Annotated in this window: 25 protein-coding genes and 2 pseudogenes; 22 read left to right on the top strand and 5 right to left on the bottom strand. The window is 51.9% G+C overall.

Features of this window, described 5'->3' with window-relative positions:
• The first annotated feature begins 177 nt into the window (after window positions 1-177).
• Window positions 178-1,391: pseudogene (locus KGP26_RS29730) on the top strand (IS91 family transposase).
• 237 nt (window positions 1,392-1,628) lie between these two features.
• Here KGP26_RS29730 and KGP26_RS29725 read toward each other — a convergent pair.
• Window positions 1,629-2,207 (bottom strand): LuxR C-terminal-related transcriptional regulator, encoded by a 579-nt coding sequence (locus KGP26_RS29725; protein ID WP_223665733.1) that lies wholly within the window; start codon window positions 2,205-2,207, stop codon window positions 1,629-1,631.
• 240 nt (window positions 2,208-2,447) lie between these two features.
• Here KGP26_RS29725 and KGP26_RS29720 point away from each other — a divergent pair.
• Both KGP26_RS29720 and KGP26_RS29715 read left to right on the top strand, forming a co-directional pair.
• A pseudogene (locus KGP26_RS29720) lies at window positions 2,448-2,891 on the top strand (DUF4158 domain-containing protein); the annotation flags it as partial.
• Between the two features lie 212 nt (window positions 2,892-3,103).
• Window positions 3,104-4,321 carry an IS91 family transposase gene (locus KGP26_RS29715; RefSeq protein WP_223665732.1) on the top strand — a complete coding sequence of 406 codons (1,218 nt, stop codon included), beginning with the start codon at window positions 3,104-3,106 and terminating at the stop codon, window positions 4,319-4,321.
• Window positions 4,322-5,384: 1,063 nt separating this feature from the next.
• On the opposite strand, the gene KGP26_RS29710 is transcribed toward KGP26_RS29715, so the two are convergent.
• The 3 genes from KGP26_RS29710 to KGP26_RS29700 form a co-directional block, all read right to left on the bottom strand.
• Window positions 5,385-6,467 carry a Replication protein gene (locus KGP26_RS29710; protein ID WP_371824955.1) on the bottom strand — a complete coding sequence of 361 codons (1,083 nt, stop codon included), beginning with the start codon at window positions 6,465-6,467 and terminating at the stop codon, window positions 5,385-5,387.
• Between the two features lie 290 nt (window positions 6,468-6,757).
• Entirely contained in the window at window positions 6,758-7,009 is a 252-nt protein-coding gene (repA, locus tag KGP26_RS29705; RefSeq protein WP_074032166.1) for a replication regulatory protein RepA, read from the bottom strand.
• 444 nt (window positions 7,010-7,453) lie between these two features.
• Window positions 7,454-7,636 carry a ribbon-helix-helix domain-containing protein gene (locus tag KGP26_RS29700; RefSeq protein WP_074032165.1) on the bottom strand — a complete coding sequence of 61 codons (183 nt, stop codon included), beginning with the start codon at window positions 7,634-7,636 and terminating at the stop codon, window positions 7,454-7,456.
• A gap of 549 nt (window positions 7,637-8,185) precedes the next feature.
• Between KGP26_RS29700 and KGP26_RS29695 the strand changes: the two genes are divergently transcribed.
• Entirely contained in the window at window positions 8,186-8,476 is a 291-nt protein-coding gene (locus KGP26_RS29695; RefSeq protein ID WP_074032164.1) for a LuxR C-terminal-related transcriptional regulator, read from the top strand.
• 331 nt (window positions 8,477-8,807) lie between these two features.
• Here KGP26_RS29695 and KGP26_RS29690 read toward each other — a convergent pair whose 3' ends face one another.
• Window positions 8,808-9,185, bottom strand: a complete 378-nt coding sequence (locus KGP26_RS29690; RefSeq protein ID WP_223665731.1) for a helix-turn-helix transcriptional regulator — start codon at window positions 9,183-9,185, stop codon at window positions 8,808-8,810.
• 293 nt (window positions 9,186-9,478) lie between these two features.
• Between KGP26_RS29690 and KGP26_RS29685 the strand changes: the two genes are divergently transcribed.
• The 18 genes from KGP26_RS29685 (at window position 9,479) to icmT (ending at window position 24,933) form a co-directional block, all read left to right on the top strand.
• Window positions 9,479-9,988 (top strand): transcription termination/antitermination NusG family protein, encoded by a 510-nt coding sequence (locus tag KGP26_RS29685; RefSeq protein WP_059202204.1) that lies wholly within the window; start codon window positions 9,479-9,481, stop codon window positions 9,986-9,988.
• Window positions 9,989-10,106: 118 nt separating this feature from the next.
• Entirely contained in the window at window positions 10,107-10,811 is a 705-nt protein-coding gene (locus tag KGP26_RS29680) for a hypothetical protein (RefSeq protein ID WP_081375893.1), read from the top strand.
• 53 nt (window positions 10,812-10,864) lie between these two features.
• On the top strand, window positions 10,865-11,065 hold the full coding sequence (locus KGP26_RS29675) for a hypothetical protein (RefSeq protein ID WP_074032163.1): 201 nt from the start codon (window positions 10,865-10,867) through the stop codon (window positions 11,063-11,065).
• A 77-nt stretch (window positions 11,066-11,142) separates the two neighbouring features.
• Entirely contained in the window at window positions 11,143-12,150 is a 1,008-nt protein-coding gene (locus tag KGP26_RS29670) for a toxin co-regulated pilus biosynthesis Q family protein (RefSeq protein WP_223665730.1), read from the top strand.
• 150 nt (window positions 12,151-12,300) lie between these two features.
• Window positions 12,301-12,726, top strand: a complete 426-nt coding sequence (pilM, locus tag KGP26_RS29665) for a type IV pilus biogenesis protein PilM (protein ID WP_223665729.1) — start codon at window positions 12,301-12,303, stop codon at window positions 12,724-12,726.
• 23 nt (window positions 12,727-12,749) lie between these two features.
• Entirely contained in the window at window positions 12,750-14,381 is a 1,632-nt protein-coding gene (locus KGP26_RS29660) for a PilN family type IVB pilus formation outer membrane protein (protein WP_223665728.1), read from the top strand.
• Between the two features lie 3 nt (window positions 14,382-14,384).
• Window positions 14,385-15,689: a type 4b pilus protein PilO2 gene (pilO2, locus tag KGP26_RS29655; RefSeq protein ID WP_223665727.1), complete on the top strand. Its 1,305-nt coding sequence runs from the start codon at window positions 14,385-14,387 to the stop codon at window positions 15,687-15,689.
• Window positions 15,676-16,266, top strand: a complete 591-nt coding sequence (pilP, locus tag KGP26_RS29650) for a type IV pilus biogenesis protein PilP (RefSeq protein ID WP_074032158.1) — start codon at window positions 15,676-15,678, stop codon at window positions 16,264-16,266. The genes pilO2 and pilP overlap by 14 nt, the downstream gene beginning before the upstream one ends.
• Window positions 16,267-16,271: 5 nt before the next feature.
• Window positions 16,272-17,762, top strand: a complete 1,491-nt coding sequence (locus tag KGP26_RS29645) for a GspE/PulE family protein (protein WP_223665726.1) — start codon at window positions 16,272-16,274, stop codon at window positions 17,760-17,762.
• Window positions 17,759-18,874: a type II secretion system F family protein gene (locus KGP26_RS29640; protein WP_223665725.1), complete on the top strand. Its 1,116-nt coding sequence runs from the start codon at window positions 17,759-17,761 to the stop codon at window positions 18,872-18,874. Before KGP26_RS29645 ends, KGP26_RS29640 begins: the two co-directional genes overlap by 4 nt.
• Before the next feature lie 36 nt (window positions 18,875-18,910).
• Window positions 18,911-19,501 (top strand): type 4 pilus major pilin, encoded by a 591-nt coding sequence (locus KGP26_RS29635; RefSeq protein WP_202811383.1) that lies wholly within the window; start codon window positions 18,911-18,913, stop codon window positions 19,499-19,501.
• A gap of 54 nt (window positions 19,502-19,555) precedes the next feature.
• Window positions 19,556-20,041 (top strand): lytic transglycosylase domain-containing protein, encoded by a 486-nt coding sequence (locus tag KGP26_RS29630; protein ID WP_223665724.1) that lies wholly within the window; start codon window positions 19,556-19,558, stop codon window positions 20,039-20,041.
• Window positions 20,038-20,709, top strand: a complete 672-nt coding sequence (locus KGP26_RS29625) for an A24 family peptidase (RefSeq protein ID WP_223665723.1) — start codon at window positions 20,038-20,040, stop codon at window positions 20,707-20,709. Before KGP26_RS29630 ends, KGP26_RS29625 begins: the two co-directional genes overlap by 4 nt.
• Window positions 20,706-22,055, top strand: a complete 1,350-nt coding sequence (gene pilV / locus KGP26_RS29620) for a shufflon system plasmid conjugative transfer pilus tip adhesin PilV (protein ID WP_223665722.1) — start codon at window positions 20,706-20,708, stop codon at window positions 22,053-22,055. The genes KGP26_RS29625 and pilV overlap by 4 nt, the downstream gene beginning before the upstream one ends.
• Before the next feature lie 223 nt (window positions 22,056-22,278).
• Complete coding sequence (locus KGP26_RS29615; RefSeq protein ID WP_223665776.1) at window positions 22,279-22,737, top strand: DotD/TraH family lipoprotein; 459 nt, start codon at window positions 22,279-22,281, stop codon at window positions 22,735-22,737.
• On the top strand, window positions 22,734-23,522 hold the full coding sequence (locus tag KGP26_RS29610) for a type IV secretory system conjugative DNA transfer family protein (protein WP_223665721.1): 789 nt from the start codon (window positions 22,734-22,736) through the stop codon (window positions 23,520-23,522). The genes KGP26_RS29615 and KGP26_RS29610 overlap by 4 nt, the downstream gene beginning before the upstream one ends.
• Entirely contained in the window at window positions 23,519-24,676 is a 1,158-nt protein-coding gene (gene traJ / locus KGP26_RS29605) for a plasmid transfer ATPase TraJ (protein ID WP_059202126.1), read from the top strand. Before KGP26_RS29610 ends, traJ begins: the two co-directional genes overlap by 4 nt.
• Window positions 24,673-24,933 carry an IcmT/TraK family protein gene (icmT, locus tag KGP26_RS29600; RefSeq protein WP_161713074.1) on the top strand — a complete coding sequence of 87 codons (261 nt, stop codon included), beginning with the start codon at window positions 24,673-24,675 and terminating at the stop codon, window positions 24,931-24,933. Before traJ ends, icmT begins: the two co-directional genes overlap by 4 nt.
• Window positions 24,934-24,937: the final 4 nt, after the last annotated feature.

Below are 24,937 nucleotides of genomic sequence, written 5' to 3'. Positions count from 1 at the left end.
GTGCGAGCACGGCAGCGTTGCTGCCTCAACCGTCTTTAAGACCCAGCCTCACATCAACGTCGGGGCAGGCTGATCGCCCCCGCACTAATACCCGCATAAAATGGGCACGTCTGCGACGTGAGCACGCTGACGCAGAGGTTCTTTTCCCATTCCCTGCCACCCTCTATACTCTGCACCATGTATATTCCGCGACCCGCAAAGCTGCTGTTCCAGCATAACGACGGCTGGTGCAAGTACCTGGATAAACATGGCGACACCCTCAGCGACTGGACCAAACTCGCCGTCGAGCGCATGCTCGCCTGCGGTACCTGCCTCATGGGCGTTCGCCGTTACTGTTGCGCCTTATCCGACTGTACCCATGCCCGTTTCTTCTGCCAGAGCTGCAAGTCCAAGGCCTGCAGCAGTTGCGGCCTCAAGGCCACCGAGCAGTGGATTGCCGAGCAGCAGCACATCCTGCCCGACTGCGACTGGCAACATATCACCTTCACCATGCCCCACTTGTTGTGGCCGTTCTTCAATAACAACTGGCCCCTCGACCTGTTTCGCTGCGCTACCCGGGCCATGCTCCGCTGGGCCCGCAGGCAGGGGATCGAAGTCGGCATCTTTTGTGCGCTGCACACCTACGGCCGACAGCTCAATCAGCACCCGCATATTCACGTCTCCGTCACCCGCGGCGGGCTCGACGTCAAACACAACACCTGGCGACAGCTGTTCTTTAAAAAGAAAGACGTAGAACAAATCTGGCGCAATGCCGTCATTTACCTGCTGCGTGTCAACTATGCACGTATCAACCCCGGAGGCCTGCCTGGCCTCGGCCATATCCGTAACGAGGAGCGGTGGTACCGCTACCTCCATGCGCAATATCGTCGAGCATGGAAAGTGCACTTTGCCAAAAAGACCCGTGGCGCCTGGCGCAGCGTAAAATACCTTGGTCGTTATCTGAAGCGCCCGCCAGTGGCGGCTTCCCAGCTCCGGCATTATCGCGGCGGTGCCGTGGTCCATCAGTATTACGATCACCGCACGCAGCAATATAAACGCCAAAAAATCAGCCAGGAAGAGATGCTGCAGCGCTATATCAGCCATATTCCGGCGAGGCATTTTAAAATGGTGCGGTACTACGGCTTTTTGGCCAACCGCAAACGGGGCCAACTGTTGCCGAAGGTCTACGAAGCCCTGTCGATGGTGGTGCGGGATAAGCCCAAACGGCCCGGGTTCGCGATGTTGATGAAAGGCTTCCTGGGCACAGGTACCAATGCATCTTATGCGGTGATCGGCTGCGATTTGCCGGCGCCGAGGCTGGCAGGCATGCGACAGAATTACTGTCGGCCAGGCTGCAACGGATGGAGAAAAAACGATGGCTTCAGGCACCGGCTCTGGATCAGTGCGCCTAAAAAACAGATTTGGGATTAAAAAGAAAGCAAAACAGGCATTTTTACGCATAACCCATCGTGATACCGCACCATCACGGGGAGCTGCGCGCTACGGTTCATGGTCAGGGATCCTCAAAAAGCGTGATCCAGATTCCTAACCATGCACGATAAGATCATCGGATGGTATCTAACAATTAACCATTACCACTAAGTCTGCGACATTACGCCCTAATCACTCATATGTGGTCTAAAACGTTTTTACAACATTGACTGCATTAGACCTGAAGAATTTTTTAATCCATATTTAACAAGTATACTTCTTCTGTGTGAGTAAATTGTTTTTTTAGGTCTACCGAATTTTTTTGATATGCCAGCCACTGTCATACCTTTAAAAAAACACGTAAGATACTCAAACTCACATTGTGTCAAGAATTTGTTTTTGTATCCTTCATCGATACATCTATACTCAAAACCATTGAAGTTAAAATGTTTTACCAATTCTTCTATTTCTGATAATGGCGATTTTTTATTTATTACATAATCTGGCTTTGTAAGATGATCTAAATAGCCACATTTCAACTGATCAAAATCAGAATATAGAACTAACTTCACGTCGCTATCGTAGAGCTCTCTCAGATAGTATAGCATCTCAGCTGAATATAGTCGTCGGGACTCATTTGCCGGCGCGTCGAATATAACTAGGTGTTTTTCCTGCCCTTGATAAAATTGATTAAGGAACTCTCTAATGCTTGAGAATGTTTTAACATCATAGTTTTTAAAAAAAAGCCCCACTGCAAACCTGCTTATTGAACAAGTATCAATATATGATATTTTCATTTATTATCAGAACATATCCTGTGTATATAAATAATTTCCTTGAAGCATTCTCACCGATACAGCACAATGATGCACTGTCCTTTTTTGGTAAGAATTAAAAACTCTAAATATGTTTCCCTCATGCAAGCCAATAAGGCCTAGTGGGAGCGAAGCTGCAAAATGCGACATCTGACTTTTTTGAACTGGATCTGAGTAAAAATCACTCACCTGTGAAATGATTATTATAGCGATTACCCATTGATGATTCAGGGAGTTGGGATGTTCCAGGAGAAGGCTTTTGATGACGGGGACGAGTGGCGTTTGCTTGCTGATGAGCTTTTCCTGCTACCGGGGATGACCGATACGGGTCGTCTGGGATTTGCCCTTCAACTGAAATTCCGACAGGTTCATGGCCATTATCCCAACTCTGTACACGATTTCCCTTCCGGTATTGTGCATACCATTGCTGAGCAGATCGCATGTGTTTCCTTATCCCTTGAAAACTATCCGTTTCAGGAGCGGCAGGCTCAGCGGCATCGACAAAATATTCGCCGCTATCTGGGTGTCAGACTCCCCAGTAAAGCTGATATCGCACGACTCAGCGCCTGGTTAACCGAATTTATCCTCCCGTTAAATCCGCAGGCTGTGCATGGCTGCGAACTTGTTACTGACTGGTGCCAGGAACAGCTGATTGAACGTAGCGCCCCTTCGGGGCGAGCACGGCAGCAAAGCTGCCTCAACCGTCCTTAAGCCCCTGCCTCACATCAACGCCGGCGGCGGCTGATCGTGCCCAGCCCCTCGCGATGGCGCCCCCCCACTGCCGCATGACACCCGCACAAAATGTGCACGCCTGCGACGTGAGCACGCTGACGCCGAGGCTCTTTTCCCATTCCCTGCCACCCTCTATACTCTGCACCATGTATATTCCGCGACCCGCAAAGCTGTTGTTCCAGCATAACGACGGCTGGAGCCAATACCTGGATAAACATGGCGACTCTCTCAGCGACTGGACCAAACTCGCCGTCGAGCGCATGCTCGCCTGCGGTACCTGCCTCTTGGGCGTTCGCCGTTACTGTTGCGCCTCATCCGACTTTACCCATGCCCGCTTCTTCTGCCAGAGCTGCAAATCCAAGGCCTGCAGCAGTTGCGGCCTCAAGGCCACCGAGCAGTGGATTGCCGAGCAGCAGCACATCCTGCCCGACTGCGACTGGCAACATATCACCTTCACCATGCCCCACTTGTTGTGGCCGTTCTTCAATAACAACTGGCCCCTCGACCTGTTTCGCTGCGCTACCCGGGCCATGCTCCGCTGGGCCCGCAGGCAGGGGATCGAAGTCGGCATCTTTTGCGCGCTGCACACCTACGGCCGGCAACTCAATCAGCACCCGCATATCCACGTCTCAGTCACCCGCGGCGGCCTTGATGTCAAACACAACGTCTGGCGACAGTTGTTCTTTAAAAAGAAAGACGTAGAGAAAATCTGGCGCAACGCCGTCATTTACCTGCTGCGTGTCAACTATGCACGTATCAACCCCGGAGGCCTGCCTGGCCTCGGCCATATCCGTAACGAGGAGCGGTGGTACCGCTACCTCCATGCGCAATATCGTCGAGCATGGAAAGTGCACTTTGCCAAAAAGACCCGTGGCGCCTGGCGCAGCGTAAAATACCTTGGTCGTTATCTGAAGCGCCCGCCAGTGGCGGCTTCCCAGCTCCGGCATTATCGCGGCGGTGCCGTGGTCCATCAGTATTACGATCACCGCACGCAGCAATATAAACGCCAAAAAATCAGCCAGGAAGAGATGCTGCAGCGCTATATCAGCCATATTCCGGCGAGGCATTTTAAAATGGTGCGGTACTACGGCTTTTTGGCCAACCGCAAACGGGGCCAACTGTTGCCGAAGGTCTACGAAGCCCTGTCGATGGTGGTGCGGGATAAGCCCAAACGGCCCGGGTTCGCAGTGTTGATGAAAGGCTTCCTGGGCACAGATCCGTACCAATGCATCTTGTGCGGCGATCGGCTGCGATTTGCCGGCGCCGAGGCTGGCAGGCATGCGACAGAATTACTGTCGGCCAGGCTGCAGCGGATGGAGAAAAAACGATGGCTTCAGGCTCCGGCTCTGGATAAGTGCGCCTGAAAAATGGGTTTTAGATTAAAAATACAGCAAAGCGTGTGTTTTTACACATAAACCATAGCAATGCTGAACCAACAGGAGATACAGCGCTCTACCGTTTATGGTTAGTCGCTCTCAAAAGATACGATCCAATCTCCTAACCATCAAGTGTTTATAAGCACAGTCGTTTATATAACGTACAATCAGACTGGCGAGCAGTGCGCAGCCGGTCTTCTGAATGCCGCATAGCGGCATGAAGGCGCCAGCAGGTATTACCTATAACTCTGCTGATAATTGGCGCCGATAGCCCGGCGTAGCCGGTTCCGGTCTGATAGGTTTCACCAATCCCAATCCCCTCCCTGCAAAGCTAAATCCACTAATCGCTATACAGGGGTTAAATTGCGCTGTCGGAGTGGTCACGGCAAGGCGTAGCCGCAGGCGGGGCGTATCTCCGCGTTATGCGGGCCGTAAGGGCCGCTTACGAGCGTGTAATCAAAACCTCTCGCAACATTTCCTACAGCGACTTAATTCTTTAGTTACAACACCGATTTTAAAGCCACTGCTGTTCCCGGCCTTTGGCCGGGGCGGCGGCGGCTTTGCAGTGGGTGGGGAGTTGTTTGTCGTTGAGGGTGACGCTGATGTTTTTTGGCCGCCATGGTTTTATGTCATTGATCTATTAGGTGCAGCGACATAGCCCGCTTTGCGGGAGCTACTTTACCGGCGTAGCCGGTGGGGTTGGTGTTACAAGATTTTGCTCGGAATTTGAGTTTCCCGTGGTGTTCTGCCTGAGCAAAGCGAAGGAGGTATCATCGAGCGCTGTTGAGCGCGATGACATCCCCTTTTTTAAAAGGCTTATTTTGTTATGGATTAACGTTCGAAAATAAGGATATCAGTACGTTATGGTTCGAAATTAACTGTTGTTGTTTACGCTCCCGGATATCTGAGTCAGGAAGATGATGGCCACCCCGCCTCATTTTCGCCGTCACCGGCGCGCGCATCGCTTGCAAAAACAGCAATTCCTGAACACCAGGCAGCACAAAACCCGCGTCGGGGTAGACACGGATTTTCAATCTGGGGATTTTGGTGACTAGAGTATGCCGGCGCGTTCCAGCAGTCGTTGATAATAGGCTTCCGGATCGCTGTGAAGTAGCCCCGGATTATCGCGCTGGAGCGCCATTTCAAGCTGTACGACCTCGTGACGCATGGTTTTGTTTGACCAGGCGACATAGGCTTGATACATCAGGTTTTGGGCCTTTTTGTGGCCTTTGCCATCAGCTTTGATTTTGCTCTGTAGACCGTCCAGGAGCAGATCGAGACGATCACCTTGCTCAAGCGTATCGAGGTCGTTTTCGAGCTGGCCAACCACCTTCTCTTTCTCGCGGGCCAAGACCGGGTTGACCACCCAGCGCTTGATCTGCTTAAGCCGGTTACGCAGGGAGTGACGATTCTTGATATCGATGCCAATGTGCTCGATACGCAGTAAATGGCGCTCATATTTGGTGCGCAGCGTTTCGGTCAGGCCGTTCTTGATCGCCCAGGTACGGAATTGGCCGAGCCACTGACGGATTTCATCGACCGCGATACCGCGGGATGTGAAGAATTTCTCACTGAGCCAGACACGCAACGGCTTGTTCTGGCCACTGTCGGTATCTTTGCCATGCAGGACGATCGCGTACTGCAGCTGCTCCATTACCGACAGCGCATTGAGCGCCACATCATAGGCTTTACGGCCACTGTCATAGACATGCAATACCCCCATGTAATGCGCTAATTGCTCCATCGGGGCCATGATTTCAAAAGGATAGTCGCTGTCCGGGTTAAAGTCACAGTTGGCCGCCATCACCTGTGACAGAGCCGTCAGCGCCTCACAGGCCTCGGAACGTGCGTGAACGCGCATCGGTTTGGGAATGTAATAGGGATCGTTGCGTTTGGTATAGGGGACATACCCATTTTGACGTAGCTCAACTAAGTCGGGATTGCGATGCCAGTTATGACTGCTGACACGTGCAACAACTTTCGACGCCATGCCACGCGGCACAGCACATCTCAGCCCTGGCTGATAGCGGCGATGGATTTTTGACGTCCCTTTGCGTAAGGCATTAGCCTCTCCACGACGGGTACGGTTGGGCTCGATTATCGGTGCATCAGACGCGTAATTCAGGCTAGTCAAATAGCCCTGCGCTTATGTTGCACGATAGGAGTTGAATTTTTTTTGGCACAATTCTATACTCCCTGCATAGAGCAACGCTTCTATACAGTTTTGAGTGAGCCCCGTTAATCTTATCCTCCGCCAAGATGAAAAAGATTATCGGGGTTTTTGCTTTTCAGGTGCTGGAGAATATGTTCTCAACAACGCCAGTCCTTGCCACCTTACTGGCGCGGCCCACCAAAATATTCGTAAACGATCAGTAATCTAGCACTAGATCCTAAAACACTCAAGAAAGTTAACCCATAACGTTGTTATATCTGCGCTTTGCTCGCATTCTCAATCAGACGACTTATCATTTCTGCCTGCGAAAGCCCTTGTGCTTCACATAGATTCTGCAGCCTTGATTTTAAGTCACTATGAACGTAAACCTTTATTTCTTTGTGAGTTTCTTTCCTTCGAGCAACCAGTGCTTGCTGTCGTTCTGAGACAGATAACGGATTACCTTTCCGGTAAGTACGTTTCGTCTTCGTTGAGGAAGTAACTACATCTACTACCTGTGACATCTCCGCCTCCCCTATGGATCAAAAAAGGATCGATTAAGCAAAGATTACTACAGTTTCCAGCAGTTAGCAGTAAATAATCATGATCTGCTGTCCATATTGGCACATAATCAATGATGGTTAGTTGATCGGTCCGCTACACTGATAAAAACAGAGGAGATCTCAGACATCTGAAGCAAAATAGCTATTTATTTATTTTTAATCAATCACTTATAGAATGATAAACCAAAGTAAAATCCCTCCAAATATCGCCCATTCTATCCGCTTGCAGCAAATGGATCCCTGTAGAACGATCACCATCACGCTAGAAATATGAAATACTCATATAAATCATCGTTCTTAACGAAGAGCTGAAGGATCGTGCATAAACGACTCCTCCAGATCCCTATCCCAGCACAAGTGAGTTTTTCGGCAACTCCGGCTCAACCTCCGTTCAGACAACCAAAATCAGCTCCTTTCGTCCACGGATGCAGTTACGCCGTGTTTCTTCAGCAGATCCTCGATTGCCTCATCAAGCAATCGGCTCTTCGGGATACGGGTGGTGCGCGATAATTCATCAAAAAGTGGAACGAGTTTGTTATCCAGTGAGGATGTAAACCTTTTTCGGTTTTTTAAAAATGGCTCTGCCATATGATACCTGCCCGTAAAAAAATGTACGGGTAGTGTAAGTAGTCATGCAATAGATTAAAGTGGTTGAAGATAGGCACTATATAGTGTCCAATAGTACCTAGGAATACCGCCTCACCAGGGAAACCGAGCCGCCGTTAAGAGCGGCTTTCTATTTTATAAAACCTATTGATTTATAATGATTAAATAGTGATCAGTGCATGGCTGATTTTCTGAATGCTACGCCCGGGAGCTGTCTTGATGAATGGAACCATAGCCCTGAAAAGCAGGTTAAAATTTTGATCGGTTTTGCCGGTCTACCATTCTCAATGAGCCAACACCTGTATGTAGTGAACACGACTGAAGGTGTAAATAGCATAACCACCTCCAATACTCATATTAATAATGCGCCTTTAATGATTACCTCCAAAATCTCAAAGTCTCAAAGTCTCAAAGTCTCAAAGTCTCAAAGTCTCAAAGTCTCAAAGTCTTACCATTGAACAATTTTACAGATTCTTCATTCACATGAGAGCGTCACCCCAATACATTCTTTCATAAAATAAGGGGTATATCATGTTGAATTTAGACACATTTTGGAACCAGCGTCTCATGTTCCCAGAACTGACCGAATCTCAGTTCAAGGTCTTGATGTATTACGCTTTCGGTTCTAACAGTGAAGGCATAGCCGACATACTAAAATGCTCGCAAAACGCGGTTAAGCTATCCTTAAAAAGGATCAAAGAAAACATGAAGGTTGACAAACTAGAAACTGTCAGAATTATCTATCACTCGCGAATTCATACTGCGATGATGGCACCCGATGATTTTCCTAAAAAATATTATGAGGCTATGAGTAATAGATAATAAATTAACCAGATGAAATAATCACCACACTCCTCATTATTTAATGCGGAGTGTTCACGGAAGTTTTACTTAAGTCAAATAATAAGCATATAAATCCATAGGATTATTTTTACATAATTAGTTACATGATGACCTAAATCATAGTTATCCAATAACTTCACTTAACTAAAATGTTAATTTTTACAAGCTAAATTTAACATATCGACCCCTGTAGGGGTCTGTATTTATTACATAATTCATGAGATCATTTTTTCCGTCACATTGACTCATATACCAAATTATCTCTTATACCCGCCAAGATAAGAGACCATTAATTTGGGATAAGTCATTTTTACTTTATCGATTTTTTAATATATGACGTAAGACGCTCTGCCATGCCCAGAGCCTCTTCTAGTGAAGCCTTGTATTTCTTGCTATCTCTGTTCATATATTCAGCAGAATGCGTAACTAACGGCGTAGTTCCTGCTGAATGATGATGCTGTAACAATAATTCAGCAACGTCATCGTCTACTACATAAAAATAGTACTCAGGGTAATCAAGAGCTTTAGCTACACGTACAACGAAGTCAAACGAGGGGGCAAATCTACCCACTTCATAGTTGGAGAGCCTCGACGTGAGGTTAACACCTTCGATAGCAACTAGCTCAGCCAGTTGTTTCTGGGTAAGCCCAGCAGCTTCGCGGGCTTCCTTTAAGCGCTTGGGTACCATATAGATTCACCTTTAATGAGGGGGATCCATGATACTCAGTAGAAGGACCACTTATTGCTTATTTTACAAGATACTTGATATTATGGGTTGAAATGATAGTATGCGATGTGTGTGCGTCCTACCGCCAAGAGGATAAAGCACGTTTTTACACAAGAATGTACTGAGCGATGCCGCTGTCTGAATTACAGGGGGCTGAGTGAGACAGCCACTGTTTCAGCGTTATCGCCCAGTGTATTCGGCCCCTGCCGGATACAGAATGAACCCTTAGGGGGATCGGTTCGGGCGAGAGCATGATGGACATTGAAGAACTTAACGGACAATGCTGGTATCTTGCGCAATACATTACCGGAGGCAAAAATCGCGAAAGACTTTTCGACTGGCTCAGTGAGCAGCACATCACTCCCTGGACACCGCTGACCATTAAAACCATCCGCCGCACTGATAAAATCAATTGTTCGCGTAAACAAATCTCACCACTCTTTCCTGGATATTTTTTCCTTAAAGCCAACTTAGCCACACAGACCGTGGATACGATCCGCCGTCACTCAGCTTTCTGCAGTTTTGTTATGAATGGGTCACAGATTGCACCGCTTCGTCCCTCGGTAGTTCAAGGGCTAATGAAACTTCATCCGGATCCGGAGTTGAGTTTGGTGGCACAGGATGAGCTGAAAGCGGCCTCCCAGACATGGCTGACTCCAGCGCAGTACCAGTATCTTCTCCGCATGGAGCAAGATTCCCGCCCTGTATCGAGAGTGGCATTGCTGATGCAACTAGTATTTGAGCCCAGTTTAGCGGGGTTTTAATTGCAACCCTCAACAACTTTTAGCTAACCCGGATCTTGCCGGGCTCTTTTCACCAATTTTCCTTCCCGCACGCACAATGCCAGCATTCGGTACGCAAACTCACAAAAGGAGATAACCTTTGTACTCTGCAGATAATTCAGTCCACCATCTGCTTTGGTGCATTCTGATCGCAATTCGTACAGCCGAACAGGAAAAGCCTTTCACCTCGGAAACAGCCCGCCGGCGCTTTATCTCGAACTGGCTTGATACAGCACGCACTCATCCCAGTTTCCGAGGTATGAATGCCGAGTTCACATCGTTGCGCCAATTACTAGAAACCAGCGATAAATCCGTTTCGGTCGATGGAACCCTCGGCGTCCTGCTGAACCATGCCTTCGCTGCAGAACACTGCGACCTGTTTCGTTTTCGCTCCGCATTGAACTCTCTGATACAGAAGGGTTGGCGTCTTGCCGTTTGCCGATTCCCGGAAAACATAACGGCTGAGCTGATGCAGCGACGGCGAGACCGCCGCAAACATGCACTTCAGCTGACGCGCACCGAAAACGCATTCCAGCCTACCGGGAACATGGTACTGCCTGTGACATTTCAGCTTCTGCTTAATAGCACAGCAGAGATCAGTGAAGATGCGGAAATAGTATTTCACATGGAAGGATTTCAAGTAGTGGTGGCCCACTTAGAGCTAGCGCTGGATAACCGACGACTCGTACGCACACTGCACATCGGCACCACTTCGCTGACGACTAACGAGTGGAATCCACGGAAGGACGACATATGGCAACCACCTAGTAACTCAATTAGCCTCAAAAAGGAGAGTTATCATTGATAATGTGCCCCCTCACTTTGGAAATACCGATATAAACTCTGAGGATTATTGATATGTGTATCACCGTCACCGAAAAGGATTTGCGTGAATTGCATATCCGCCGGGCCGCGCGGGTTATTCAGTTCAAACGTGCCTGCCGAATTAGGGCCAAAACCCCGGATAAAATGCCACTCAGTACATTGACCTCTTTGCGTAATTTAATCGATGAAGCGGATGAAAGAATCGCAGCGTTTCAACAAGACTACCTCCGTTAACCTTACCCTCGTCACCCAGGCAATACCGTTCCCCAATGCCTCATGCGGTGCGGTTATTCCATTACCTGATGAAACCTATGAAAATCATTCACACATCCATGCTGCTTCCCGTTTTATTGGGTGGCTGCAGCTTGCCAAACCACCGGCCAGCTGACAGTGATGCCCGACAATTCGTGGATGCCCTGATAAGCACTAACTTGCAACATATCGAGTTGGCTCAAAAAAGCGTGAAGCAAGCTAGCGCAATGATGCAGCCCGTCCGTTCCCCACAGACAAAAACCAACATAACCACACCGCCAGCGACGGCTACAGCTAGTGCGCCAGATACGTTGCGGGGGTTAACCCGGATCAAATCTCTCGGCACACCAGAGACTTTTACCCTGGTCAGGGTCAAAGCTCATAATCTGGGGCTAGAGGCAACGCTCAATAAAGTGATCCCAGCAGGCTGGACCGCAATAATCTCTGCCGATTTTCAAACGCAATCCAGGCAGCGGATAACCCTCGAAGCTAACGACCAGTGGCCGTACGTTCTTGACGAATTATTACACCAACATGGATGGGTAGCTTTGATTGACTGGCCTAAGAAACAGGTCTCCGTGGCGTATAGCACACCAATACTTGCGACCAAATCGGTCAATACACAAATAGTGGCCAAGCCAGAAACAGCTGCGAACGCGACTAATCCATCCTCTCCGACTGCGATCGTCGCCACAGGCTCGCGTAATCCTTTCAACGATACTCGAGATAAATCAACTCCAGCACAGCCCAAAAATGTGGCCGTACCGGTAGTAAAAGCAGTGCCGACTCCTAAAGTCTGGCGGATCGAAGCGGGTAGTACGCTGAAAGATACCCTGTTCAGTTGGGCCGCCGCTGAGAAGTGCTCTACTCCAGGTGTGGCTAACTGGACTGTAGCCTGGCTGACATCAGCAAATTACCGTATTGATGCACCGCTCCAGTTTGACGGGAGTTTCCGTGATGCGTTGAACAGTCTGTTCACCTTATACGGGACGGCGCAGGTGCCGCTGTATGCCGGTGTTCGTCAGGTACAGTGTGTGATTTCGGTGGATGACAAAGAGATCCACTGATAACCCGTCGCTTGATTTAACGACCCGTGGCTATTCTCAGCAATCTCAATTTTGGGAGGTATTCACGATGAGTTATCGCGGAAGAGCAAATCTTGCCGTGTGGATATTCTGCACGGTGTTCTGGGCCTGTGTGATATGGGGGGGATCTCAATGATTTACTGGCTGCTTTCGGTCTTTCTCGGCTTCCTGGTGTGGACCACACTCCCCTCTTATGACCCTACAGGGGTGCAGTTGCACGATAGCACGTTGAGCCAGCGGGCTATTCAAACTGTCCGTTACATCAATGACATCAATGACTGGCGTTATAACAACCCTTCGCAAAAAGACGGTGTGATCCCCGACAGCGCCTTCGGCTGGTCATCCCTACCTGAATTACACAATGTGCTGCAAGCTGACCGTGTGTATGTCTACCAGCCGGATCAACCTGGATTGATGGCCGCGTTGTTGGCACAGAGCCGGCATTCAGCGTTGGTTGGAAAAGTCGTCGGAAGACATCTGATCGACAGCTTTGGCAATGACATGCAGGTCAATGTACCGGACAGCATTGCTGACGGCAGCCTGGTGTACCTCAACTAATATCTCCTCACCGTAGGTTAAAAATGAAAAAACACCTCCCCCTAACCGGGCTGGCGGCGACATTGTGTTTGCTGCTGTCCGGCTGTGCGCCGCTTGAGCGCATCAACAAGATCGACAATACGGTCTCGCAGGACGAAAAACGGGCAGATAAGCATCTGCATGCGCTTAAAAAGGGAGCAGTTGTACGTGATCTTACCTCTCAATGGATCAACCCTTACCCGTTAAATGCCCAGCCAGGCGGCAATAACTTACTGCCACCTTGTGCTGTGGCCATCAATAGGCCTGGGAGCATCACGCTGGCAGAAGTCAGCGCCTTTATCAGTAAACGTTGCCGGTTGCCCGTGGTGGTGACACCCGATGCGCAGGCCATATTGGCGCCGACAGGGGGCAAAACCGAGCAACTCAGTGGCCCCGTTCCGGCGCCAGATCCAAATGGGATGGTACCTTTGGCTGCATTGGGTGGTTCACCCGTCCGAGCTGCACCGGCCGTTACTGGTGGTACTTCACTCAGGGGTGTGTTCTGGCAGGGGGAGTTGGGCGGTTTGCTCGACAATGTCACCACTCGCCTGGGATTGTCATGGCGTTATGAGCAAGGCCGGATCGCCATTTTCTATCTCGACACCCGCACGTTCCCGGTCATGTTCATGGACAGTAAGGCGAGCTTTGGCTCCAAAACAGTGAGCGGCACAACGTCGTCCATGGGGGCCACGGGCGACAGCAGCGGCGGTGGACTCAGTGGCGACTCAAATACCTCACAGGCCACTGAGATGGAAATCAAGTCCAGTCTGTACGAGGACGTCACCAATACCATCAAGTCAATGCTGACACCGGGCACCGGTCGCATGAATTTGTCCGCCGGCGTTCTGACGGTGACGGATACGCCGCGCGTGCTTGAGCTGATAGGCCGCTATCTGGATGACCGAAATAAAGAACTCAACCGGCAGGTTGTGCTCAACGTCCAGGTCTACAGCGTAGAGAAACGCACCCAAGATCAGTACGGCATTGACTGGAACGCCGTATTCAACAGTGGCAGTGTCGGGGTATCTCTGACCAATGCATTTACTGGGGCAGCTTCCGATGCTCTGAACGGCGGGGTTTCTATTTTGGATGGTAAAGGTGCTGGCACAAAGGCCTTTATCAAAGCCTTGTCAGAACAGGCGAACGTCAGCGTGATGACAGAGGCGTCAAGCATGACCACTAATCTGTCAGCCGTGCCGATCCAAGTTGCACTGCAGCAGGACTATGCTTCCAATGTCACCAAAGACAATACAGCTAACGTCGGTTCATCGAGCAGTATCACCAAGTCGACCATCACCACAGGCTTTAACATGACTGTACTGCCTTTCTTGATGCCCCAGTCACCAAAAATGCAGCTGCAGTTTGCGATGAATATGTCGGATGACCCGACCATGCGTACTTTCACGAGCGACACTTCCTCAGTTGAGTTGATGAAGACGCGCCTCAAGACTTTTACCCAGCGCGTCATCATGCAGTCTGGACAGACGTTGGTACTCAGTGGTTATCAGTCTCTCAATAATACCGCCAACCGCCAGGGTGTCGGCAGTTTCCGCTTCTTCGGACTCGGTGGCGGTGCCAACGGTGAAAACAACAAAACCATGCTGGTCATTCTTATCACGCCGGTCATTTTGGGATAAGCCATGAAACAACAGACTACCTATACGCTGCAGAATGGACGTGCCTGGCTGGTTGCCGGATTGCACTGGCAATATCTGCCGCTGCGTGGGCGCCGTAGCATGCGCTTACGCGCGAAAGAAGCTCATGCCACACATTGGGCGGCGTTACCTACCGGCGATGGCCAGGCGCAAGGCACCCTGCTGGGCACCGTCACCCTCACGGACAAAACGCGCCGAAAAGGCGGCCGACATACATTGGCATCAATGGCGTTAGCCGTCCTGCCGGCATTACCGGAGGCCTGTTACGGTGTTTTCCCGTTGCCCAACGAGCAATACTGGTTCGTGGCTGTCAGCGACGGCATGTTGTCACCGTTCGGCGATATCGTGGGGGATGAGGCGGCGATACGAATAGCCGTGTCCAATTTTCTGCAAATCACCGCTGATCCCGCGGCGGGTTGGACGGTATATGCCCCAAGCGGCTTCTTCCCCGAGCTAGACGCCGAAGATAAGGCGCTCTCGACGCTGATCGACAACAAGGTGGGTTTGCGACGAGCGCGTCTGAGCCAAACCCATAATCCACAGATACTGTGGCTGTGGGGCATTGCGGTGGTGGCCCTGGGGGTAGGGTATTTTGGCTATTCGGCATGGCAGACGCATCAAGAAGATGAGCGTATTGCCGCTGCTCAGGCTGCGCTGTTGGCCAGGCAACAATTGGAGCAACAGGCTCCGGCCGACAACCTGAAACCCTGGGCAACGCAACCGCGATTCCCGCCGATGCTCAGCGCCTGCAGTAACGTGTGGAAAGACGCGCAGATCTCTATTGCCGGCTGGGTATTCAATACGGCGACGTGCGATGCCCACGGCAAGATCACGCTGCACTACACTTTGCCGAGCGGGGGCACCGTGGGGGACTTTGCCTTGCGGTTACCCATACTCTATGGCGCAGACATTCAGCCGGTGTTTAATATTCCCGGCAGCGCGGATGACGCTTCCTTTGCGTTACCCGTGTCGCTTTCTCTCCCAGAACACCCCGAAGCACTGCTCCCGGGCAGCCAGCAAATTCAGCATCTGACCAGCTATGCCCAACGTATCAATGCCCGTTTGCGCCTTAGCGAAATGGACGTAAGCACGCAGTTAGCGCAGGGCGATGTACAAAACCTGCCATGGCGAACCTACAGCTTTACGTTCATTACCGATATTCCGCCGGATCGGTTGTTTGCGCCGACGCGCTTCAACAGCAGTGGGATAAGGGCGTCCAGTATCACGACGACACTCAAGAACAATCGCCTGGAATACACCATTGAGGGACTTCTGTATGCCAACCGTTAAATCCGGGATCACTCCCTGGGCGTTGTGCCTGGTGCTAAGCGCACCGGGTGTCTTCGCCGCGCCTGTCGCTGACATACCGGCGGCCCCATCTGCTGCACCTTCGTCTTCGGTTGAACAGTCAGTGAAACCGCCAACGTCAGCAGATATTCCCCCCCCAACCACCTTCACGCGCGCGGAAGCGGGACGTGCATTAAATCTTGGCCAACTGGAAGCGATACAGGCTGAGACGGTGCTATATGAGGCCCAGCTTGCCAGGGCAAAGGCGTTGAATGAACTGCAAAAGAACGGTTATGACCGTGCACTGGATCAACCCTTCAACCCGGCGCCCCCTTCTCAGGACAACAAAACGGAGGTCAAGGGCGCGGTGCAAGATGCCGTTCCGCCACAGATTGTCGAGATTACTGGCACGGGGAAAGGTTTCACGGCCGTGCTGGCACTCAGCAACGGCAACCAGGTTACGGTGCAGTCAGGGGATCGCATTCCGGGTACGGAATACGTTGTTAAACGTATCAACCTCAATGAGGTCGTTGTCTCCGGGAAGAGCCCAACGCTGGTGTCTCTTTCCTTTGCGGGGTAACCAATATGTATGAGAAACGTGGCTCAACCTATATCCATTTAGATCTGGCCAATTCTGACGCCCCGACCTTGTATGTGTCTGACGCGCACAATACCAGTCTGGCCGTCACGTCAGAGATTGCCGGCGCGTTTAAGCAATACCCCAGGCTACAGGTTAAGCGGGTCCAGCTCGACAAACTGAAGGAATTGCAGCAAAGCCAGGTAACAGACAATCCCGAAGCTAACGATTATTCCGCTCAACAGGCGAAAATCATCGGTTTTTTTCGGGAAGCCAAGAAGAAAGGGGCCAGCGATATTCATCTGATGATCGGGATGAACAATGTGACCGTGGTGCAATTTCGCGTGCATGGCGACCTCGAAACGGTGATGCAACTGGATAGTGCAGAAGGAATGACGCTGGCGTCAACGATTGTGATGTCGATGTGCGATGTGGCCGAAAAGAGCTTTAACCCCAATCGCGCCCAGGATGGGCGGATGCGCAAAGAATTCCTGCAAGGACTTCAGCTCTTCGGTGCTCGCTATGCGCATACGCCGGCAGAGTTTGGGCTGTATGTCGTGATGCGCATTTTGCCTGATGAAGGAATAGCCCCGCCCACGCTGGACCAACTGGGCTATTTACCCGAGCAGCAAACGCTTATTCGCCGCATGCTGGGCCGTCCCGAGGGCGTCATCATCCTGTCCGGTCCGACCGGCTCGGGGAAAAGTACCACCCTGCGCACGTTAAGCGACATGTACCTGTCTTTTACGGGGCACCGAAAGCGACTGATGACACTGGAAGATCCGCCGGAGGGGCTTATCCTCGGGGCCGTACAAACCCCCATCATTGCTGATAAAAACGATCCGGATGCGGTTAGTCGTGCCTGGGTTCGGTCTATTTCTGCTGCGTTGCGCCTGGACCCCGATGCCATGGTCGTGGGTGAAATTCGTGATGCCAACTCGGTTAAATCTGCGCTGACGGCGGCCAAGTCCGGCCACCTGGTGAAAACTACGCTGCATGCCAATGACGCTGTCGGCATTCTTGACCGCCTGACCGACACGTTGGGTATTCCAATGGGTCAGGTGGCCGATCCGCAAGTCATGATCGGGTTAATCGCTCAACGCCTGGTGCAGCTGCTGTGCCCGCACTGCAAGAAAAGCTGGAGTGACGTCAGTGACGGCCTGGAAGAAGAGAAAAAAGCGTTACTTGAGCGCTTTTGCCGCGTGGAGACGTTGGCCTTTCGCCATCCGGAGGGATGTGAGCACTGTTATAAAGGCGTGACGGGCCGGCGTGTCATTGCTGAAGTTATTCGTCCCGATGCCAGATTCATGGAGCTGTTTCGCCATGAGGGCAAGCTCGCCGCACGCAGTTATTGGGTGAACGTGCTGGGCGGCATAACTCGCGGTCAACACCTGCTTCGTTACCTCAACGAAGGACTGGTCGACCCGATTGATGCGGATTACATCAGCCCGCTTGACGAAGACAGCCTGACCTTGCTCGCCCCGGAGGTCACATCATGATTTCCCGCTGGCGCGAACGTCTGACGGCACTGCGGAGCAAAGTGCCGTCATCGGAAAAAATGAATGAGGGGCTAGGCCGCTGGTTGGCGCAAAAGACCTTCTCCACCGCTGACCGCCTGACGCTCTACGAGGATCTGGCTTTCCTGCTCGACAATAACCTTAAAATAGAAAAAGCCATCAATTCGATGATAGGGAGCTACGGGCACAAGCGCCCCCCTGTGGTCTATTGCCTGGAAGATATGCTCAGCGCATTGCGTCAGGGCAAATCAGTCGATCAGGGTTTGGCATCCTGGGTACCCCGACAAGAGGCCGCCATCCTCAGTTCCGGTGTTCAAGATGGCAACCTGGCTGCCGCTTTATACCGGGCGATCACCGTGGTGCAGGGGATGTCGGATATGAAATCAGCGTTGGTTTCCACCCTGGCTTATCCGACGCTGCTGCTGGCAACCACATTCGCCATGATGAAGATGGTAACTGTCTATTTTCTGCCTCGCCTGGAGTCCTTATCTGCCCGAGAAAACTGGACAGGAGCGCTGTGGTGGCTCAGCGCCATCTCAGAATTTTTTGTCAAAAATAAAATTATTCTCATTGGATCCTTAATCCTGTTGATTGGGTTCGTTATCTGGTCGATGCCGAACCTGATTGGGAAAATACGGCAGCATGTTTTGGATCGTTTATTGCCCTGGAGCGTGTATCGCGATGTGCTCGGCGTGGGCTTCCTGCTGAACTTCAGTGCGCTGATGCGTGCTCAAGTGAAGACGGAAGACGCCATTGAGATGCTGAGCCGCTATGCACCGCCCTGGTTGTATGAACGCTTGGCCGCAACCCAGCGTCAGGTTAGACAAGGTGACCATCTGGGGTTGGCATTACGCAATGCCGGCTACGGATTTCCCTCTCCACGTGCTATCGACAAACTGGTCCTGCTCACCGATGGCGATAACGCTGAAATTATCATTGAAAATTTTGCACGGGCCTGGCTTGTGCAAACCGTAGCCCGGATCAAGCGGACGGCGTCTTTGCTTTCTTACATCGCATTAGGCACCAACGCTGGCTACATGCTTCTGATCCTCCTGGCCACACAAAACCTCAACGACCTCGTGGGCACACGTTAAGCCACCCACTCTCCACAAAACCTGAAGGAAATAATAATGGAACTGACACACACTCCTCACTCGGCTATCAACCGTGGGGCAATTACCCTGCTTGAAGCGGTCATCTATTTTGTTCTTGTCCTTGCTGTATTGGCTATCGCCATTACCCAGGGGGGTAGTTTGTTTAACCGTAACGACGCCAGCACAGAGTACAGTAACGCAGCGGAGCTAATGACCAATACGCGCACCATGTTGAAAACGTCCGGTATCTATAATTTTGCTGCTGCAGATGCCATGACCGGTGCGCTGATCCAGTTTGGTGGTGCACCGGCTAATATGACCGTTGTCGGCACCAAATCCAACGGGAGTGCCAAGTTACAAAATCTGTGGGGCGGGGCTGTCACCGTGCAACCTGTTGCCACTGCCGGTGGTCAGAAGAGTACTTTCTCACTGACTTATGCGGCGGTTCCACAGGAAGCCTGCATTACCCTGGCGGTCAAGCTCAGCGCGGCACCCAGTGTTGTGACCACCCTGGTTAACGGCACGTCTACCAACGGGGCGATCGCCGCCAGCGCCATTGGGGCACAGTGCACTGCCGATAAAGGCTCTGTCGGTCAAAACACCCTCACGTTCACCAGCAACACCTAATGCCCGTCCCGCCGGTAACGTCCTGTTGCCGGCTTCCTTCTGGAGTGCATTCTTATGTTGTTTTCCTTTCAACGTGCCTTGTCCTGTCTGGTCCTGGGCGGCGCGTTATTGCTCTCGTTACCCGCGCAGGCGTTCTGTTTTAACGAAGCGGGTGCCCGCTATAAAGTGGACCCCTTGTTACTGCGTTCCATGGCCATCGTCGAAAGCAGCCTTGACCCTCACGCTATCGGTAGGAATCGCGATAAAAAAGGGCGGATCACCAGCCGCGACTTTGGGCTGATGCAGATCAATGACCGCCATATTCCGACGCTGCGGTCGCTGGGGATCTTGAGCAATGAGCAAGACTTGCTGAACAACCCGTGCCTCAATGTCCAAATCGGCGCCTGGATACTGGCTAAACATCTCAAACAATGCGGCGTCAATTGGCAATGCCTCGGTTCCTACAATGCTGGGTTTGCTGATGACAACGGTCCACGGCGTATGATTTATGCACGTAAGATCTATGCGACGTACACGAAGCTCAGGGACGGTGCCGCATGATGGCCCCGTATGTCCTGAAGTTCTCGCTACTGATAGCCCTGACCAGCGCCGCTCTGTTCATGGGTGCCCAACCGTTGGTTCATCGGGCGAAACAATTCTTGCTTGAGCATGATGGCCCGCCACTCACTCGGCTGCAGATCAGGGGTGTCACCCTCGTTTTCGCCGGTACCGGCACCGTCCTGATCGCAACGACAGCACTCGCGGGTTCTTCCTGGTTAGGCACTGTCAAAATTCTGGGGCTGTTGGCGTGGGGGATCCCCATGGTGCTGCTTGATATGCGCAATTACTGGCTACCGCTGCGTTATACCTCCGGATTCTGGCTGACAGGTCTGCTGTTTACCTTTCTGCCTGGGAGTTCGCTCACCCCAACGGCGGCGCTCACAGGCAGTATCGGCATGTTTATATTCCTCTATGCCTTTCACTACGGTGCCAAACGCCTGCGGGGTGAAGAAGGGTTTGGCCTGGGCGATGTTCATCTGATCGCCGCGCTGTGTGCCTGGTTTCCCTGGCAGTTGGCCAGCGTGCTGAGCGGATGTGCCTTCTTGCTGTTTATCGTCGGTGCGCTGCTGACGCGAAAAAACGCCCAACCTTATGCTCCCTGGCTGTTCGCCTTACTGGCGGGGCTGGCCGGATGCTTCCCTCAACTGACTCTATCGGGTGCCTTATGACTGTTGACGCTGCCAACCCTCGTATCAACCGGGGCCTATCGCTCATCTCAATGGCCATCGTGCTGGCGATCGTGTTGATTGCCGCCCCCATTGGGCTGGAAAGATATTCTGACTATATGGAGGAACAAACCTGGGTCGTGACTGCCACATACCTGAGCACGGTGAGCCAGGGGGCACGCCGATACGTTAAAGATAACTACGACACGTTACTGAACCAGGTCAAAGGGGGCGGTAACGTCACGGTAACGGGGCAAACCCTACGGGATAAAGGGTATTTACCGCCGGGTTTTTCCCTGACCAACAATAATACCCAGACCTATATCCTCGCTGTGACGCGCAATCCCACGCAGACCGACAAACTGGTTGCCTTTGTGTTGACGGCCGGCGGTCAGGATATTGCGTTCAAGGGGCAGCGGTATATCGCCCAGAACACCTCTGGCCTTGGGGGATATATCTATCCCGCCAATATTGCCAACGGTGCCGGCGGGGGCTGGCAAGTCAACCTGTCGAGTCTGGGGCTCAGTGGGCAGAGTGGTCACCTGGTGGCCTACCTGACGTCTGATGTATTGGCCGGTGGGGCAGAAGAAAGCGATCGCTTGTATCGTTTCAAAGTTAACGGCCGTCCCGACCTTAACAAGATGCATACTGCAATTGATATGGGCGCCAATGACTTGAATAATGCGAATAATATCACCGCTAACGGGGATATCCGCAGTAATAGCGGCTGGCTTATTACCAAGCATGGTAAAGGTTGGCTCAATGAAGACCACGGCGGTGGGCTTTATATGGATGACAACGACTGGATAAGGTCGGTAAACAATAAAGGCATTTATACCGGTGGCCAACTGAAAGGCGGGACAATTCGTGCTGATGGGAGGGCATCTGTCGGTGAATATCTGCAACTGGATGGTACGGCAAATGAAGGCTGGGGCTGTAGCCCGAATGGTTTAGTTGGGCGGGCCGCTGATGGTGCTCTTTTATTCTGTCAGAATGGCGTATGGAAAGGCGCAGGGAAAAGTAACGGTTCCTACCAGCAATTGGGGTATCACATCGGTAATTTTTCAGGACGTAATACGGGAAATTCAACGATGTGGATAACAGCTCTTGGTGGGCAATCCACCAAGAATTGGGGTATAGATGATGGTTCATGTGAAAATACATACGCACTAGTAGCAAACGTAAATAATTTAAATGTAGCAACCAGTGTAAGCAATAACCCTGGTTGGGCGAAAAGCACAACGATCAACTTCGCTGTACCTGCTGGTGCTAGCTACAACATTATTTCTAATCCTCTGCCTGAGCGCGGGTGTAGCCCTGGGCAATTTGGGGTGCTGACCTACCAATAACGTTCACTTCCCGCTTTATTTCCACAAGAACTCAATCTGATGAGAATTCTATTGGTGGCGTCCATCGGGCTGTTGCTCGGCGGGTGCACACATAATTCCAAACCGATTTCCCTTGTAACCCCCATCAACGCAAATGATAACCGCATCTAGGCGATAAATTGTTCTGGAGGGGGCGCTCACAACTATTTCAATTGATTGCAGTACTACTTCAGGAATGTCCATGATGAAAACCACGTATCTGGCCGGTTTGGCATTTATTTTGCTGTCCGGCTGTCAGGCACAACAACCTCACACGACTAGCCCACGGCAGTCACAGTCCGTATCAGACGATGCTTCACGCATTTATAGTACCCAACAACAACTTTACCAGAACGGCGCACTCAATCAGAAGTCTGCCCGGTTCCCAGATAGCTTCACGGCAAATAGCGATCGCCTCTCACTTTACTGGGAGGGTGACGCCATTGAACTACTCGCCCAGCTCGCCCGCCAACGCGGGCTTAATTTTGCTTACAGCGGCGTTCGCCTGCCGCTACCAGTCAGCGTACACGTCAATAACATCACGTTCGAAAATCTGCTGCGCCAGTTGGAAACGCAGATTGGCTGGCGTGCCACCCTGAAACAGCAACCGCTGGAACTGCATCTGTATTTCTCCCTGCCGGATAAAGGAGGTCGCTTCGCATGAAACGACAGCTTCTTGCAGGTCTGCTGCTGTGCATTGCCCTGCCTGCGTTTGCCGAAGACACTCCACCGACGGATATTTCCGACTACCTTAACCCGGCAGTGAATGATTTCAACGGTCTCAGCGATGCCGTCTGGCAAATGCTCAATGATGCGGGCCAGACGGTCGGATTTCAGGGCGGTAAAGCCCAGCGCGCCTGGGAACTTCGTCAAATACTAACCGCCCGCGACAGCGTGCTGAACAACATGTACGACTTTCGACCGCTTATCAGCAAACAGGGTTATCTACCGCCAGTAATCGCCACGGCGAGCGACATGGCACACGTGACGCCAGATCAGGTCCGGTCAGCGTACCGCACCTATAACATTCTTGTGCCGGCACGCTTTGTCAGTAATCCACCGGGATGGCGCACTTGGCTTCTGCCAGGACTCGCAGCCAGACGGATCGACGCGCCAGACGTCAGCGTCCGACCCAAAAACAGCAAGGAAAGAACTGTCTGGGAAGACGCCGTACGCCGAGGATGGGAAGAAGGTCGCCTCAGTGCCGACCGCACGTTGGAAGCCAACTTCAACCGCCTGACCCGCGACTTCACCGGCATGCTGCGTTATTCCACCCTGTTACAACAAGGCATGATTCAGGCACCAGACGTTAAAGAAACCCAGCAGAGCGTCACCGGCACACGTGATGAACTGATGATCGGTGACAAAGTGAAACGTATTAAAGACCCGGCTAGTTTTGTGGTGGACAAAAACCAATGGAAACCGGCGATTCGTAAGGGGGCACAATGACGTTCCCGGCTTTTGAGTTTCATAAGCATGGAGGGATAAATGGAGACAGCTTGCGGACATTCCTGGTTCACTGCGCCCGCCACGGGGTATCCGACATCTTTCTTCAAGGGGGCGGCCCCCTGGTGGTAGATCTGCACGGCCGAAAGGTCAGGGGCAGTGAGTTTCGTATCGAACCGCCCCAGTTGGCGCGCCTCATGGATGAAGTGTTCTCTGAGCAAATCAAAGGGGACCTGAAAGCCGGTAAAGGGGTCGACCGAGCACTGCAGCTGACGGGCGACATGTACAACCGTTACGGGCTTGAGCGCGGCGAACGTCTTCGCTTTCGTTGTAACTTCGTACAGGCAACTATCGGCGACTATGACATGGTGCCGGCCCTGACACTCAGGACCATCCCGACGGTTATCCCGCAGCTGGAAAACTTGGGGTTGGAAGAGGATTTATTCCCCTGCCTTCTGCCGCATAAAGGTCTTGGCCTGGTTGTCGGGGAAACAGGATCCGGTAAATCCACTATCCTGGCGTCGATTTATCAGTACTGCGCATTGCACGACCCCGATCGCAAGATAGTCACTGCAGAAGACCCGATCGAGTTTCTTCTGAACTTCCCCGACGCGATACTGATGCCAGAGCAGTCGCAGATAGGCAGAGACGTGGCCTCATTCGCCGAACACCTCCGCCTTACCCTGCGTCGTGCACCGGGCGTGATTGGGGTCGGCGAGATTCGTGATCCTGAGACGCTGAACGGCGCCATCATGAACGGTCAATCCGGACATGCCTGCCTGTCCACCATGCATACCAATTCCCCTGGGGAGACTATCCCCCGCGCCCTGATGCTCGTTCCAGTAGAGCAACGTGAGGCCATGGCCCACAACCTGCTCAGTAACCTGCAGTACGTCATTGCCCAGCGGCTGCTGCGCACGACCGACGGTAAACGCCAATCCATCAGGGAATATCTGGTGTTTGACGACGAAGTTAAAGAGGCGCTTGGCCAGCTGGATTACACCCAGTGGCGTGACTGGATTGACCGCCATCTCAGCGAACGCGGGGAACGAATGGCTGACAAGGCCTGGCGTCTTTATCAGTCTGGTCGCATCGACCGGAAAGAGCTGCTGACCGTTATCAGTCCCCGTGAAATCGACAGGAGGACCGCAATGTGAAGATATGCGAATGGCGGGATGCCGGACGGCGGCTGGAGATCTTCGGTATTCCGGTGCTGCTGTTTGCCTTGTATGCCGCCTGGTTTCAATGGCCTGAGACTAGCACGTTATACATCATCACCGGCATCATCCTCTTCTTTCGGCTTCTCTCATTCTTCGGCTTCACCATCACCGTGCTCTGGCAACGATTGGTTTTCCGCATACGTGGCCAGCGTCTGACCGGGCGCCCTTGGTGGTATCGAAAATTCTTTGAATAACAGA

Source organism: Serratia sp. JSRIV002 (assembly GCF_019968725.1).
GTDB classification, from domain to species: Bacteria; Pseudomonadota; Gammaproteobacteria; order Enterobacterales; family Enterobacteriaceae; genus Chania; species Chania fonticola_B.
This window is presented reverse-complemented; position numbering and strand designations above follow the sequence as displayed.